The following is a 13716-nucleotide window of genomic DNA, read 5'->3' on the forward strand; positions in this document are numbered from 1 at the left end:
ATGGAGGATCTTCGTGAACAGCCGCTGTTGCTGGCCGGCGCCGGCTGGGACGATTACGCGCTGATCGACAGCGGCGGCGGGCGCAAGCTGGAACGCTACGGCCCGCATCGCTTCGTCCGTCCCGAAGGACAGGCCCTGTGGCCACCCCGACACACGGACTGGCAGGCCGATGGGGAGTTCATCCCCGGATCGGATGAGGACGGCGGCGGGCGCTGGCAGTTCGCACGGGCCGTGCCGGCCAATGGCTGGCCGCTGTCGCGCGGTGACGTGCGCTTCACCGCGCAATGCACCCCATTCCGCCACCTCGCCTTCTTCCCCGACATGGCCCCGGTATGGGACTGGATGGATGGCCAGCTTGCCGGGCTTGACGCGGCGGAGACGCTTAACCTGTTCGGCTATACCGGTGTCGGCACCCTGTCGCTGTCCGCTCGTGGACCGGTGACGCATGTCGATGCCAGCAAGAAATCGGTCGCGCAGGCGCGCGCCAATGCGGCGCTGTCCGGCATGGAGGACAGGCCCATCCGCTGGCTGGTGGACGATGCCGCCAAATTTGCCGCGCGGGAAGTGCGCCGTGGGCGGCGCTATGACGGCATCATCCTCGATCCCCCCAAATTCGGGCGCGGCCCGGGTGGGGAGGTCTGGCGGCTGGAGGAGCATCTGCCGCCATTGCTGGCCGATTGCCGCCGGCTGCTGGATGCCGATAGCCGCTTCCTGTTCCTGACCGTCTACGCCGTGCGCATGTCCAGCCTGGCGTTAGGCGGCCTGCTGCACGGCCTGTTCGCCGACCTGCCCGGTATGGTGGAACATGGCGACCTCGCCATGCGGGAGGCGGGGGAGGGCGGCCGTCTGCTGCCGACTGCCATCTTTGCGAGGTGGTCGCGCTAGGGCACGCCAGGTTCGTCTTGCCTGGTGCGGCAAATACTCTCATTATGTGGTCTGATAATTCAGAACATGGGAGAGCACGGGATGCTCACGTTCGACCGGCGCACGATGGTCAGTCTGTCTTGCCTGCTGCCGCTGGGCGGATGTGCCACGTTGGCGCGGCCGAGTGGCGGCACCGTGCAGTTGCGCCGGATAGCGGTGGAGGCGCCCTTCGCCATGCCGCCTGTCACCGCGCCGGATTTTGGCGCCTGCCCCCTATTCTCCATCACCGATCACGGCGCCAGTCAGCAGGACCAGCGCCGTACGCAGGCTGCGCTCGCCGCGGCCATCGCCGCAGCCAGCCGGGCCGGCGGCGGCACCGTGATCGTGCCGCCGGGCACCTGGCCGACCGGACCGGTCCATCTGCTAAGCAACGTGAACCTGCATCTGGCGGATGGCGCGGTGCTGCTGTTCTCGGACGATCCCGCCGATTACCTGCCGGCGGTGCAGACCTCATGGGAGGGGATCGAATGCTTCAACTACTCGCCGCTGGTCTATGCCTTCGAAGCCGAGAACGTGGGCGTCACCGGCACGGGCACGCTGCAGGCGCGGCTCGATCGGTGGAGCGAATGGTACGATCGCCCACCCGCGCACATGCAGGCGCTGGTCGAGCTCTACACCATGGCGCGTACCGGCGTGCCGGTGGATCAGCGGCAAATGGCGGTCGGGCAGAACCATCTGCGTCCCCATTTCATCCAGTTCAATCGCTGCCGCAACGTGCTGCTGGAAGGCATCAGGATCGAAGGCAGCCCGTTCTGGACGGTCCACCCGCTGTTATGCCGCGACGTCACGATCCGGGGGATCAGCATACGCGCACATGGCCACAACAATGATGGTGTCGATCCTGAAATGAGCGAGAACGTCCTGATCGAGGATTGCATCTTCGATCAGGGCGACGATGCCATCTCGGTCAAGTCGGGCCGCGACATGGATGCTTGGCGGCTGGCCGCGCCGTGCCGCAACGTGGTGGTGCGCAATTGCACGATCCGTAACGGCCACCAGCTGATGGCGATCGGCAGCGAGCTGTCCGCCGGGATCGAGAACGTGCTGGTCGACAATTGCCATTTCACCGGCGACGGAAAGGGCGCGGATGGCTGGGCGGTGCCGATCAACAACCTGCTTTACGTGAAGACCAACGAACGGCGCGGCGGCTTTGTCCGCAACATCCACATGCGCCGGGTCAGCGCGACCACCATCCAGGGATCGGTGCTGGGTGTCGAAACCGACGTGCTGTACCAGTGGCGCACGCTGCTGCCGACATATGAGCGGCGGCTGACGCCCATCGAAGAGCTGCATGTCAGCGACGTCACCGTGCAGCAGGCCGGCCACGTTGTCCGTATCCTGGCGAAGGCGGAGCAGCCCGTCCGGGATGTGCGGCTGACCCGGGTAGAGGTCGCGCAGGTGGCCGGCGAACCGGCGATCCTGCAAAACGTGAACGGCTACGCCGCCGCCGCTGCCTGAAGGCGATATGGGAACAGGCGCTTCAGCCGGTTGCATGGCCGTTCCACCAGATGCCACGATGCGGCGCCAAACGCGATCGCCACCGGCGTGGTGATCAGGAACACGCGGAAGCCGGGATCGAGCAGGGTCGGATCGATATGGCTGACCAGCACCCAAGCGAACAGGTGCCAGATATACAGGCCGTAACTGACCCGCCCGACATATCGCACCGGCCCGCTGCCGAGCACCGCGCCTGCCGGTCCGGGCAGGCCATGCCGCGCCGCCAGCACCAGGAAGGCCATGGGGATCACGCGCAGAAAGTCGTTCACCGCATAGGGCAGCGGATGGAACACGTATTGGGCGCTAAGCACCGCAAGCGCGATCAGGCTGGCACCGCCAAGCCATTGCAGCAGATGCTGCCGCCCCCCATCGCCCGGTCGGTCGCGGACTGCCAGCGCCACCAGGCCGCCCAGCGCCAGCGCGTCCATCATGGCCGGCGTCAGCACGTCCTGCGGCGGCATGTCGGGCCAGATCAGCTCCATGAGGTGGCGGAACAGCAGGGCGGCCACGATCGTCGCCAGCATTGCCGCGCGCAGCCAGCGGCGCGGCAGCAGCAGGATCAGCAGCGGCCAACCTAGATAGAACTGCTCCTCCACCGCCAGCGTCCAGAGATGCACGGTGGCCCACGGCTCCCAATCGGGTTGGCGCGCGTACCACAGGTTGGACAGGAAGGTGGCGTGATACCAGATGGTTTCGCGCACCCCTTCCACCCTGAACGCCAGCCCCACGGCCAGCATCAGGTAATAGGTCGGGAACAGCCGCAGCACGCGTCGGGCATAGAACGCCGCCAGTGATGCGCCGATCCGGGCCGGGCGGCCCTCCGCATGCTCGTCCAGCAGGATGCCGGTGATCAGGAAGCCGCTCAGCACGAAGAACAGGCGGACGCCCAGGTGCCCGAACCATGACGATTGCAGCCAGTAATGCGTGATGAGGACACCCAGCACCGCGAAGCAGCGCAGCCCGTCCAGCTGCGGATAATGGGCCCGCGCATCCTGGTCTGCTGTCATTGTTCGCATGGGCCCCTGCATCCTGGTGTCAGCTTGTCGGGCAAGCGGCTGTCCGGTGCAACCATGCGGGTGGACAGGGGCCGCGCGCTGCGCCATCGCGCGCACCATGGCCGACCGACTGACGCTGGAGATCGCGGACTTCGTGCACGACGTGCACACCGGCATCTATTCGGAAGAGACGGGCAAGCCGCAACCGCTGCGCTTCACCGTCAGCGTGGAGATGGTGCCCGCACCCCGGTACGAGCCGGATACCCCGCTGTCGGCCAGCAAGAACTACATGGACCTGAAATTCGCCGCCTCCGCCGCATTGCCGGCGGGCGTGCACTTCACGCTGATCGAATCAGTCGCCGATCATGTGGCGGAAACACTGTTCGTCGCCGATGAGCGGGTGGCGGCGGTGACGGTCAAGATCGTCAAGCTGGCGCTGAGCGAGGCGGGCGAGCAGATCGGCATCACGCTGCACCGGGAACGGCGCTGATGGGGCAGGTCGTGCTGGTGGCGACCGGCCTGCCGTCGTCGGCGCTCGATGCCGCGGCCGCCTTCCATGCCGAATACCTACCGCAGGCCCGCGCACTGCTGGCGAGCGGCGCGGACATCGCCATCCGGTTCGATCCAGCCGACCACCCCCATGGTGCCTGGCGCCTCGCCGCAGTGCAGGAACTGGCGCGGGAGGCCGCGCCGCTGCGGGTCAACGGCGTTGTGGGCGATGGTGGCGCCGGGACGGAGCAGGTCCTGGCCTGGTTCGCCGACGCGACGGCGATCACCGGGCAGATCCTGGCAGTGGAGATCCCGTCTTAGCGAGTGCCTGAGCGGGCGGGGTTTGCGCTGGAAGTTGACACTAAGTTGACACCTCCCTTGGTCCAACACAGCGGGTCGGCGACACGCTGAACGGTCGGACGGAACGGGGCAGCGGGAGGGGCTGGCGAGGCATGGGCGTGCGATGGCAAATACGTCCGGTGTAGGACAGCGCCACCTTAGAAAACGCCCAGGTTAAGGATTACCGTGGCGGCCGTGCCCCGGTCGAATACTGGATCCGGATCCGTACCCATTCGCCGACCTGTTCCTTGCCACCGATGCGTGGCGGGCGGACGCGGAACTGCCAGGCGGCGGCGAGCACCGCGCGCAACAGGTTCGATCCCGGTGGCTGTTCGGACAGGCCGACGCAATCCTCGACCCGATACCCCGCCACGGTGCGGCAGGTGATGAGGCCGTAGCCCGGACCGCTCGCAGTGGAGAGATATCCCGCCAACTCACTATCCGTCGGCTCCCGATACCAGCGCGCGGCGTACATCGGTTCGCCGTTTGGTGTGCTGCCGACCCGTTCGCTGTCGCCCGGCATGCCGTTGCCGGGGGGTGGCGCCGGCGGACCATAGACGGGGCCGGCGGGTGCGGCGGGTGCCCGAGGGCGCGGCGGCGCCGGCGGCTGCGGCGAGGGCAGGCGGAACGTGTCCGAACGCGGGATGATCAGCGCCGGCGGTGTAGGGGCAGGGCTGTCGAGGATCTCCGGCCGGGGCTGCACGTCCGGTGGGGTTGGCTGCGGCTGGGTTGCCGCTGCCTGCTGCGTTGGCTGGGGCTGGGGCTGGGTCTCCGGCGCCTGTTCAGGCTCGTCAACGGCTGGCTCCGGGCTCACGTCGAAGGAGGTAATCGCCGGTCCGTCCGGATCGCCCGGGCGGGTGATGCCGGTGCCGAGCGTCAGCAGGACGAGCAACAGCAGGAGCTCGATCCCCATCGCCACGCCGATGCCGATCGCGCGATCGCCCAGCCGGGCGCGCAGCGCGGCAAGCCGGCTGCGGGGTTGGGCGATGTCGGGGGATGCGACCATTGCCGCGGGTCTTAGCGGCGGGTGGCGATGAAACCAATCGCCGCCGCCACCGGATGCAAATCAATGTGCGGCGTGCTGCTCCACCGCTTCCCGCAGAAGGTCGATCAGGTGATCGGGCGGGCACGGCTTAGTGCAGGCCAGCGCTCGCGGATAGCGCTGGTGGACCTCGCCCGGTGTGACATGACCGGAATGGAAGATGATCGGCACGCCCGCCTTGGTCAGCGCATCGGCGAGCGGAAACACTTCGCCATCGGCGGTGTAGACGTCGAGGATCGCCGCATCGGGCAGTTCCTGATCGATCGCCACGAAGGCGTGCTCCTTGTCAGCGAACGGCCCTTCCAGTTCGAAGCCGAGATCCCGGACCGTCTCCGACAGGTCCAGCGCGATAATGAACTCGTCTTCGACCACCAGAACCTTGGGCCGATCGCCATGCAACGTCGCCATGTTCGTTCTCCTGAGAGCCGTGATGGGCCCTTGTACTTGGGAAACGAACCGGGCGGGCGGGGCAATGGTTCCCCATTGTTAGCCCGCTAGGCAATCACACGCGGCCGAACCGTTCCTCGTATCCGGTGATATTCCCGGCGGCGAGCAGGCGCGCCTGCGCCGGCCAGTCATCGCGCCGGATGCGACCCTGAAACCGGCCGAGCTGCGCATCCACGCGGTCGATCTCCGCATCGTCCCAAGCGGCGATCTGGTCCAGCCGGGTGATGCCAAGCGCGTGCAGCTGATCGACCAGCTTGGGGCCGAGGCCCTTGATGCGCAGCAGCTCGCTTTCAGTCGCAGGCGCCTCCACGGCTGTGGGGATCATGTCGGGCGGCGGCGGGGTGATGGCTGCGCCGGCGATCACCGCCTCTCCGACGCCGGCCATGCCAGCGGGCGCGGCGGGGGGCAGCTCGCTCATCGCGGCGGCGGCGGGGGGCGCATCGATCAGCGCCTGGTTGCGGCGGGCGGGAGCCTCCGCCTCCGCCGGGTCACGCGCCAGGTCCACCCGCGTGCGGCGGTTGGCGGCACGGATCCACAGCAGCACCAGCACGGCCACGACCAGTGCGATGACGACGAGCAGCCAATTGGCTTCGATCCATTGGGTCATGGCATGATCCTCTACGCCGGGCGCCGCCAAGCTGACAAGCTACAGCGGATCGGCCGGCCCGCGCAGGGGTTGGGGGCCGGGGGCATCGCTTGTCTCGCCCACATCTTCCTTGGCCAGCTTGCGGGTGAACAGCACCCGATCTTCCGGTCCGAAGCCGTAGCGCCAGATAACCAACCCGTAGGCGCCCAGGATCGCGGGGATGCCGAACACCAACTCCGCCCATTCGGGCAGACGGATGGCGATCTGCCCGGCGGCCACCGCCGCCAGCGCGGCCCACACCAGCGCCCAGCGCCAATTGTTGACCATGTGCCCCAGGATGCGGCCGAGCAGCACCGCCTTCGCCAGCGATGCCGCCCCCAGCGCCACCATCAGGCACGCCGCCGCCAACGCCGCCTGCCAGCTGGGCGGCAGGTTGTAGCGTTGCGCCACGATCATGGCGCCGACCGTCAGCACCCCCTGCAGCACGATGGTGGCGATCGACAGCCACAGATTGCGCAGCCGCGCCACGTAGACGAGCGCGCTTTCCGCCACCACCGCCGTCGCCGCGACCACCTCGGCCAGCAGCAGGAAACCCAACGCGCCGTTGCCGCCGACAAAGCCGGGGCCGACGATGCCCATGATCGCTTCGCCCGGAATCCCCAGCGCGAGCGCCACGCCGGCCTGCGCGGCGGTGATCCAGAACCCGACCTGGCAGACCTGCCGGGCGATCGCGGCATAGTCCCGCTCCGCCAGCTTGCGGGTCAGCACAGGACCCAGGATCGGTTCGAAACTGGTCTTCAGCTTCTGTGGCAGGCTGGCGACCTGCTGCGCCACGTAATACACGCCCACGGCGGACGGGGCGGCGAACAGGCCGAGGACGAAGATGTCGAGCCGCCGCGTGCCCCATTCGATCGCGTCCGCCGCCGCCAGCGGGCTGCCGCGCGCGAGCAATCGGCGGCTGCGCGTCAGCGACGGGCGCCAGCCATGCGCCCGGCCATAGGTGCGCGCATAGGGGATCATAGCGGTCAGCAGCGCGGCATAGATGCTGACCAGATAGGCCAGCGCGAGGCCCGAGTCGGGCGTCACCAGCCAGAACAGGCCCGCCATGATGGAGATCGTCCACGGCTCCACAATGGCGCGCGCGCGTACGGTGGCCGCGATGTCGAAGCGGTAGGCCTGCGCCGCCAGCACGATCTCCGTCAGCGCGAGCGCCGGAACGGCCAGCACCAGCAGCCGGTCCCATTGCGTGTATTCGCCACTCGGGAACATGGGTGCGGGCACCAGCCACAAAGCGAGCGCGACCAGCACGCCGGCGATCGTCGCCAGCAGCAGCCCGTCGGCGATCACCGCCTCCTGCGCGCGGCCGCCATCCTCCGGCGCGGGCTCTTCCGCCAGGCGCTGCGCCAGTCCGCGCTTCTCGCCGACGGTGCACAGCATGGCTGCCAGTTCGACGATGATGATGGCGGAGGCGAAGCGGCCCAGTTCGGCCGCGCCGTACAGCCGCCCGCCGATGAACAGGAACGGCAGGCGCGCGGCCAGCCGCAGCATGAAGCCGACCAGATTGGTGCGCCCGCCCTTGGCCAGCGCCGCCATGTCCCCGCTGCTGGAGCGGGCGGGTTCCGGCGTGCTCATCCGGCCCGCCCTTCGATCCTTGGCCCTTCGATCCTCGGCCCTTCGGCGACGAGCGGGCGGGCGAGCAGCGCATCGGCGATGGCGCGCGCCGGGGCGCCCAGCAGCAGCCGGTGGACGGCATCTGAGATCGGCATGGCGACGCCGCGTTTCCCAGCCAGTTCGGCCAGCACCGGCGCGGTATGCGCGCCTTCGGCCACGGTGCGCCGGTCGGTCAGCAGCGCGGCGGGCGCCTGCCCCTCGCCAAGTGCCTTGCCGAGGGAGAAGTTGCGGCTGTTGGTGGACGAACAGGTCAGCACCAGATCGCCCAACCCGCACAGGCCGGCCAGCGTTTCCGCCCGGCCACCCAGCGCCGTGCCGAAGCGCAGCAATTCGGCATAGCCGCGGCTGATCAGCGCGGCGCGGGCATTGAGGCCGAGGCCCAGCCCCTCCACCACGCCGCAGGCGATGGCGAGCACGTTCTTGACCGCGCCGCCCACCTCGGCCCCGGTCACGTCGTCGGTGTAGTACGGGCGAAAGGTGCGGCGGGCGATCGCCGGGGCCAGCCGGTCCCATTGCGCCTGCCCACCGCCGCAGGCCAGCGTGACGGCGGTCGGCAGCCCGGCGGCGACCTCGTGCGCGAAGGTCGGGCCGGACAGGACGGCGATCTCCGCCTCCGGCGCATGGGCGCGGGCGACCTGATGCAGCAGCCTCAGCGATCCCGCCTCGATCCCCTTGGCGCACAGCACCAGATCGCGCGGCACGGCCGGCATCGCGGCCAGCACCGTGCCCAGATGCTGCGCCGGCGTCACCAGCAGGGCGATGTCGGCCGTGCCGGCTTCAGCCAGATCGCTGGTCGCCCGGATGGTCGGCGCCAGTGCCGCGCCGGGCAGATAGGGCTGGTTGCCCGCGCCGCGGTTGATCGCCTCGGCCAGGCCGGCCTCGCGCGCCCACAGGGTGACGGGGGTGCCTTCCGCCGACAGCATCTGCGCCAGCGCGGTGCCCCACGCACCCGCCCCGATGACCGAAATGGTGCTCACGCCTTGTACCCCGCGCCGCGCACGGCCTCCGCCGCCGGGTCCAGCGGCCAGCGCGGGCGCGCGGCCACGTCCAGCGGATCGGCGGCGAAGCCCGCCTGCAACCGCTCGATCCCCGCCCAGGCGATCATTGCCGCATTGTCCGTACACAAGGCCGGCGGCGGCGCGATGAAGGGCAAGGCGTGTGCAGCCGCCAGCGCCTCCAGCGCCTCGCGCACGGCAGCGTTACGGGCGACGCCGCCCGCCACCACCATCGCGGTCACATCGGCCATCCGGGCCAGCCCGCGCCGCGTGCGGTCGAGCAGGCAGTCGATGGCCGCGCGCTGGAAGCTGGCGGCGATGTCGGCGCTATCGTGCTGGCCGCTGTCATGGGCGCGCAGAACCGCGCTCTTCAAGCCGGCAAAGCTGAAATGCGGCTCGGCACTGCCCAGCAGCGGACGGGGCAGGGGCACGGCGGCGGAGTTCCCGTGGGCCGCATGCCGCTCCACCGCCGGGCCGCCGGGAAAGCCAAGGCCAAGGATCTTGGCGGTCTTGTCGAACGCCTCGCCCAGCGCGTCGTCGATGGTGGTGGCGATGCGGGTGTAACGGCCGACACCCTCCACCCGCAGCAACTGGCAATGCCCACCCGACACCAGCAGCAGGGCATAGGGGAACTGCAGCGCCGGATCGGCGAGGCGCGGGCTCAGCGCGTGGCCTTCCAGGTGGTTGACCGCCAGCAGCGGCTTGTCGCCCGCCATGGCCAGCGCCTTGGCGGTGACGAGGCCGACCATCACCCCGCCGATCAGCCCCGGCCCGGCCGTGGCGGCGATCGCGTCGCAATCGGCCAGCGTCACGCCGCCATCGGCCAGCACTTGGCTGATCATCGGGGCCAGCCGTTCCGCATGGGCGCGCGCGGCGATTTCCGGCACCACGCCGCCGAACGGGCGATGCGCGTCGTCTTGGCTGGCGATCGCCTCGGCCACGATCGTGCGATCGGCGGTGACCAGCGCGGCCGCCGTCTCGTCGCAGCTGCTTTCGATACCCAGGACCAGCATGGTGCCGCCCCCCTTGGCGAAAGTGCGGCTTTGGGGCAAGCGGACCCGCAATGCCCCATCCTATTCTCCGCCTCGGTACACGTCGTTCCCCCCTTGCCATGGTGCAGGCGGAGGAGACGCAGAGGCGACTGGCGGCGGCGCATGGTCTGGCACCGGACCTGATCGAGCTGGTGCCGGTGATCGCCAGCGGCGACAAGGTGCAGGACCGCCCGCTGGCGGAGATCGGCGGCAAGGCGCTATGGACGCGGGAGCTGGATGGCTGGCTGCATGACGGCCGGATCGACGCGGCGGTGCATTCGCTGAAGGACGTGGAGACGATCCGGCCCGCCTCGCTGGTGATCGGCGCCGTGCTGCCGCGCGCTGACCGGCGGGACCGGCTGCTGGGCGCCGCCAGCATCGCCGCTTTGCCGCAAGAATCGGTGGTGGGCACCAGCGCGCCGCGCCGGGCCGCGCAATTGCTGCACCTCAGGCCCGATTGCCGGGTGGTCACCTTCCGCGGCAATGTGGCGACGCGCATGGCAAAGCTCGCGGCGGGGGAGGCAGATGCCACGTTCCTCGCGGCCGCCGGGCTGGAGCGGCTGGGGGAGGATGGCGTCGGCCACCCGCTCGATCCGCAGGAATGGCTCCCCGCGCCATCGCAAGGCGCGATCGGGATCGAATGCCGGGCAGGCGATGCCCGCATACTGGACCTGCTCGCGGCGATCGACCACGCGCCCAGCCGGGTGGAGGTAATGGCGGAACGGGCCCTGCTGGCGGCGCTCGGCGGCAATTGCCACAGCCCGATCGCCGCGCTCAGCGAAGGCGGCCGGCTGACGGCTGCCCTGTTCAGCCCCGACGGTGCAGAGAAGGTGTGGGGGCAGGGCGATGATCCCGCGGCGCTCGCCGCCGACCTGCTCGCCCGTGCGACGCCCGGCATCGCGGTGCATTTCAGCGGCCCGACGGCTTGATTCCGGTCGTCGTGTTGCGGCCCGAGCCGGGCAATGCCGCCACGATGCGAGCGGGCCGGCTGCTGGGCCTGCCGATGGTTGCAGCACCTGTGTTCCGGGTGGACCCGCTCGCCTGGGTGGCGCCTCCGGAATGCGAGTTCGATGCCCTGCTGCTCGGCAGCGCGAACGCGGTGCGTCATGCGGGGCCGCAATTGTCGGCCTATCGCGGCAAGCCGGCCTTGTGCGTGGGCGCCACTACGGCGGAGGCGGCCGAGGCCGCTGGCCTCGCTGTGATAGCCTGCGGTAGCGGCGGCTTGCAGGATCTGCTCGACAGCCGCGCCGACTGGCCCGCGCGGCTGCTGCGGCTGGGCGGGGAGAGCCATGTCTCGCTCGTGCCGCCGGCCGGAGTGACCATCGACCTGCGCGCCGTCTACCGGGTGGTGGCGGAACCGCTCGACCATGCGCCGGTGCGCGGCCCGTGCGTGCTGCTGCTGCACTCCGCCGACGCCGCCGCCCATGTCGCGGACGAGTTCGTCCGCCTGTCCCTGCCGCGCGGGCAGGTCCGCGTGGCCGCGTTGGGGGCGCGGATCGCGGCGGCGGCGGGGCAGGGCTGGGGCATGCTCGCCCCGGCCGAGCGGCCGAATGATGCCGCGCTGCTGGCCCTGGCAGCCCAATTGTGCCAAGACCCGGCCTGATGGATCGGTTCGCAGAGGAAGGCGGGCGCGGCGCCGGACGGGTGCGCGCACTGGTTGGCGTGGCGCTGGGCGCGTTTCTGCTGGGCGCGGCGGCGATCTACTTCGTCGATCATCGCGACCAGATCGCCGCCGGTACCCTGTTCCAGCCGGAGCCTGCGCCAGTTCCCGCGCCGCAACCGGCACCCGCGCCTGTGCCGGTGGCCGCCCCCGCCGTGCCGACTGACCCGGTCGAGGTGCGGATCGATGCGCTGGAACAGCGGCTCGCCCGGCTGGACCTGAGGGCAGAGGCGGCATCGGGCAACGCCGCCCGCGCCGAAGGGCTGCTGATCGCCTTTGCCGCGCGCCGGGCGCTCGATCGTGGGGCGCCGCTCGGCTATCTGGCGGACCAGTTGCGGCTGCGCTTCGCCGATGGGCACCCCAACGCTGTCACGACGATCATCGACGCCGCGCGCAATCCTGTGACGGTCGACGGCCTCGTCGCCCGGCTGGACGGGCTGCACACCAAATTGGCCGGCGGCCCGGATGACGAGGGCACCTGGGCCTGGCTGCGGCGGGAATTCAGCCAGCTGGCGGTGATCCGGCGAGAGGATACGCCTTCCCCCGCGGCGGAGCAGCGGCTGGCCCGCGCGCGGATGTTCCTGCAGAGCGGCCGGATCGACGCCGCCGTGGCGGAGGTGGAGCTGCTGCCCAACGCCGCCAGCGCGGCCATCTGGCTGCGCGATGCCCGCCGCGTGTCCGCCGCGCAGCAGGCGCTGGACCTGCTGGAAACGACCGCCATCCTGGATGCGCGCACCCTGCGCGATGGCAGCGGTACGGCGGTCGAACAGCTCAGCCCGGCGGCCGAACCGCCGCCCCAATCGCCGACGCCGACCGAAGAATCAGCCCCGCAATAACGCCGGCAGGTCGCCGGAGACGCCGCGCGCCTCGTCCATGAACCAGCGCTTCAGCGCCGGGGTTCGCTGGACCACGCCCATGCCGAGACGCCGGGCGGCGCTGGGTAGGCGGCCGGGGATGCCGAATAGGCGGGTCAGGCTGTCCGTCGCCAGCGCCACGCTGAACGTGTCCAGCCCGCGCCACTGCTCGTACCGGGCGAGCAATTGCGCATCACCAAGGTCGAGCCCGATCCGGCGACCTTCCACCAGCACCTCCACCAGCGCGCCCACGTCGCGCAGTCCCAGGTTGAAGCCCTGCCCGGCGATGGGGTGGATGCCGTGGCCCGCATCGCCGACCAGCGCGAGCCGATCGGCGGTGATCCGCACGGTGTGGTGGAAGCCCAGCGGCCAGCCGGCACGCGGGCCGTTCAGTTCCAGCGCGCCGAACATGCCGCCCATCCGCTTGCTCACTTCCGCCAGGAAGGCACGCGGCGACAGGGCCAGCACGCCTGCCGCGTCACCTTCGTCCACGGTCCACACCAGCGCGCTGCGATGCCGCCCTTCCGCGTCGTCCTGCAACGGCAGCAGCGCGAAGGGACCGGCTGAATAGAAGATCTCCCACGCCACGCCACCATGCGGCCGCTCATGGTGGAGGCCGGCGATGATTGCGCGATGGCGATAATCCCACCGGGCGACAGCGATGCCCGCTTCCTCGCGCGTGGGCGAACCGCGCCCTTCGGCGCCGACCATCAGCGCCGCTTCCAGCATTGTGCCGTCGGCCAGCGTCGCCGCGACGCCATGCTCGCCGCGATGCCGCTCCACCACCTGCGCCTTCTGGTGCCAGCGGATCAGCGGCTCGGCCTCCGCCGCGCGGAACAGCGCCAAGCGCAGGTCGCGATTGGCGAACATGCGGCCCAACGTCCCCTCGTGCGGTTCCGGCGTGAAGTCGATCCGGCCCGGCCGCATCGCGTCGGTCACCGCGATGGAGGTGATCGGGCAGCCCAGCGGCTCCAGCCCGTCGGCGATGCCCAGATTGGTGAACAGGTTCCAGCTCGCCGTGCTGATCGCGCTGGCCCGCCCGTCGAACCCGTCGGCGGTCAGTTCCGCCATGTCGGCCCGGTCGACCACATGGCTGGAGATGCCGTTGCGGGCCGCCGCCAGCGCCAGGGTCATGCCGACCAGGCCACCGCCCAGGATCAGGAGTTCGCGCTTGTCCGCCATGGGG

Annotated in this window: 15 protein-coding genes; 7 read left to right on the forward strand and 8 right to left on the reverse strand. The window is 70.2% G+C overall.

Annotation, left to right across the window (positions count from 1 at the left end; genetic code table 11):
• The gene (locus V5740_RS00730; RefSeq protein ID WP_347303180.1) at positions 1 to 885 is read left to right on the forward strand and encodes a class I SAM-dependent methyltransferase; all 885 of its coding nucleotides are present in this window, start codon (positions 1 to 3) and stop codon (positions 883 to 885) included.
• A gap of 81 nt (positions 886 to 966) precedes the next feature.
• Positions 967 to 2382: a glycoside hydrolase family 28 protein gene (locus V5740_RS00735; protein WP_347303181.1), complete on the forward strand. Its 1416-nt coding sequence runs from the start codon at positions 967 to 969 to the stop codon at positions 2380 to 2382.
• Here the strand turns inward: V5740_RS00735 and V5740_RS00740 are convergent.
• Entirely contained in the window at positions 2361 to 3437 is a 1077-nt protein-coding gene (locus tag V5740_RS00740; RefSeq protein ID WP_347303182.1) for an acyltransferase, read from the reverse strand. The genes V5740_RS00735 and V5740_RS00740 overlap by 22 nt on opposite strands.
• Before the next feature lie 97 nt (positions 3438 to 3534).
• Between V5740_RS00740 and V5740_RS00745 the strand changes: the two genes are divergently transcribed.
• Both V5740_RS00745 and V5740_RS00750 read left to right on the forward strand, forming a co-directional pair.
• The gene (locus tag V5740_RS00745; protein WP_347303183.1) at positions 3535 to 3906 is read left to right on the forward strand and encodes a dihydroneopterin aldolase; all 372 of its coding nucleotides are present in this window, start codon (positions 3535 to 3537) and stop codon (positions 3904 to 3906) included.
• Positions 3906 to 4226 (forward strand): Rossmann fold domain-containing protein, encoded by a 321-nt coding sequence (locus V5740_RS00750; RefSeq protein ID WP_347303184.1) that lies wholly within the window; start codon positions 3906 to 3908, stop codon positions 4224 to 4226. The genes V5740_RS00745 and V5740_RS00750 overlap by 1 nt, the downstream gene beginning before the upstream one ends.
• A 199-nt stretch (positions 4227 to 4425) precedes the next feature.
• Here V5740_RS00750 and V5740_RS00755 read toward each other — a convergent pair whose 3' ends face one another.
• From V5740_RS00755 to tsaD, 6 genes are all read right to left on the reverse strand, one after another.
• Entirely contained in the window at positions 4426 to 5250 is an 825-nt protein-coding gene (locus V5740_RS00755) for a hypothetical protein (RefSeq protein WP_347303185.1), read from the reverse strand.
• Positions 5251 to 5310: 60 nt separating this feature from the next.
• Positions 5311 to 5694 (reverse strand): response regulator, encoded by a 384-nt coding sequence (locus V5740_RS00760; RefSeq protein ID WP_347303186.1) that lies wholly within the window; start codon positions 5692 to 5694, stop codon positions 5311 to 5313.
• 94 nt (positions 5695 to 5788) lie between these two features.
• Complete coding sequence (locus V5740_RS00765) at positions 5789 to 6340, reverse strand: hypothetical protein (RefSeq protein WP_347303187.1); 552 nt, start codon at positions 6338 to 6340, stop codon at positions 5789 to 5791.
• A gap of 39 nt (positions 6341 to 6379) precedes the next feature.
• Positions 6380 to 7951, reverse strand: a complete 1572-nt coding sequence (locus V5740_RS00770) for an oligosaccharide flippase family protein (RefSeq protein ID WP_347303188.1) — start codon at positions 7949 to 7951, stop codon at positions 6380 to 6382.
• Complete coding sequence (locus tag V5740_RS00775; RefSeq protein ID WP_347303189.1) at positions 7948 to 8967, reverse strand: NAD(P)H-dependent glycerol-3-phosphate dehydrogenase; 1020 nt, start codon at positions 8965 to 8967, stop codon at positions 7948 to 7950. The genes V5740_RS00770 and V5740_RS00775 overlap by 4 nt, the downstream gene beginning before the upstream one ends.
• Positions 8964 to 9998 carry a tRNA (adenosine(37)-N6)-threonylcarbamoyltransferase complex transferase subunit TsaD gene (gene tsaD, locus V5740_RS00780; RefSeq protein ID WP_347303190.1) on the reverse strand — a complete coding sequence of 345 codons (1035 nt, stop codon included), beginning with the start codon at positions 9996 to 9998 and terminating at the stop codon, positions 8964 to 8966. Before tsaD ends, V5740_RS00775 begins: the two co-directional genes overlap by 4 nt.
• Positions 9999 to 10048: 50 nt before the next feature.
• Between tsaD and hemC the strand changes: the two genes are divergently transcribed.
• The 3 genes from hemC to V5740_RS00795 are packed head-to-tail and all read left to right on the forward strand — an operon-like array spanning position 10049 to position 12512.
• Positions 10049 to 10945, forward strand: a complete 897-nt coding sequence (gene hemC / locus V5740_RS00785; RefSeq protein WP_347303191.1) for a hydroxymethylbilane synthase — start codon at positions 10049 to 10051, stop codon at positions 10943 to 10945.
• Positions 10942 to 11619, forward strand: coding sequence for a uroporphyrinogen-III synthase (locus V5740_RS00790; RefSeq protein WP_347303192.1), 678 nt, complete (start codon positions 10942 to 10944; stop codon positions 11617 to 11619). The genes hemC and V5740_RS00790 overlap by 4 nt, the downstream gene beginning before the upstream one ends.
• Positions 11619 to 12512, forward strand: a complete 894-nt coding sequence (locus tag V5740_RS00795) for a hypothetical protein (protein WP_347303193.1) — start codon at positions 11619 to 11621, stop codon at positions 12510 to 12512. The genes V5740_RS00790 and V5740_RS00795 overlap by 1 nt, the downstream gene beginning before the upstream one ends.
• Here V5740_RS00795 and V5740_RS00800 read toward each other — a convergent pair.
• The gene (locus tag V5740_RS00800; RefSeq protein WP_347303194.1) at positions 12498 to 13712 is read right to left on the reverse strand and encodes an FAD-dependent monooxygenase; all 1215 of its coding nucleotides are present in this window, start codon (positions 13710 to 13712) and stop codon (positions 12498 to 12500) included. The two genes, V5740_RS00795 and V5740_RS00800, sit on opposite strands and share 15 nt — an antisense overlap.
• Between the last annotated feature and the right edge of the window lie 4 nt (positions 13713 to 13716).

It is taken from the genome of Croceibacterium sp. TMG7-5b_MA50, from assembly GCF_039830145.1.
Lineage (GTDB): Bacteria > Pseudomonadota > Alphaproteobacteria > Sphingomonadales > Sphingomonadaceae > Croceibacterium.

Excerpts from the sequence above, each read along its gene's own strand:
- V5740_RS00730 (WP_347303180.1), top strand. The coding sequence starts at position 1 with ATGGAGGATCTTCGTGAACAGCCGCTGTTGCTGGCCGGCGCCGGCTGG.
- V5740_RS00735 (WP_347303181.1), top strand. The coding sequence starts at position 967 with ATGCTCACGTTCGACCGGCGCACGATGGTCAGTCTGTCTTGCCTGCTG.
- V5740_RS00740 (WP_347303182.1), bottom strand. The coding sequence starts at position 3,437 with ATGCGAACAATGACAGCAGACCAGGATGCGCGGGCCCATTATCCGCAG.
- V5740_RS00745 (WP_347303183.1), top strand. The coding sequence starts at position 3,535 with ATGGCCGACCGACTGACGCTGGAGATCGCGGACTTCGTGCACGACGTG.
- V5740_RS00750 (WP_347303184.1), top strand. The coding sequence starts at position 3,906 with ATGGGGCAGGTCGTGCTGGTGGCGACCGGCCTGCCGTCGTCGGCGCTC.
- V5740_RS00755 (WP_347303185.1), bottom strand. The coding sequence starts at position 5,250 with ATGGTCGCATCCCCCGACATCGCCCAACCCCGCAGCCGGCTTGCCGCG.
- V5740_RS00760 (WP_347303186.1), bottom strand. The coding sequence starts at position 5,694 with ATGGCGACGTTGCATGGCGATCGGCCCAAGGTTCTGGTGGTCGAAGAC.
- V5740_RS00765 (WP_347303187.1), bottom strand. The coding sequence starts at position 6,340 with ATGACCCAATGGATCGAAGCCAATTGGCTGCTCGTCGTCATCGCACTG.
- V5740_RS00770 (WP_347303188.1), bottom strand. The coding sequence starts at position 7,951 with ATGAGCACGCCGGAACCCGCCCGCTCCAGCAGCGGGGACATGGCGGCG.
- tsaD (WP_347303190.1), bottom strand. The coding sequence starts at position 9,998 with ATGCTGGTCCTGGGTATCGAAAGCAGCTGCGACGAGACGGCGGCCGCG.
- hemC (WP_347303191.1), top strand. The coding sequence starts at position 10,049 with ATGCCCCATCCTATTCTCCGCCTCGGTACACGTCGTTCCCCCCTTGCC.
- V5740_RS00795 (WP_347303193.1), top strand. The coding sequence starts at position 11,619 with ATGGATCGGTTCGCAGAGGAAGGCGGGCGCGGCGCCGGACGGGTGCGC.
- V5740_RS00800 (WP_347303194.1), bottom strand. The coding sequence starts at position 13,712 with ATGGCGGACAAGCGCGAACTCCTGATCCTGGGCGGTGGCCTGGTCGGC.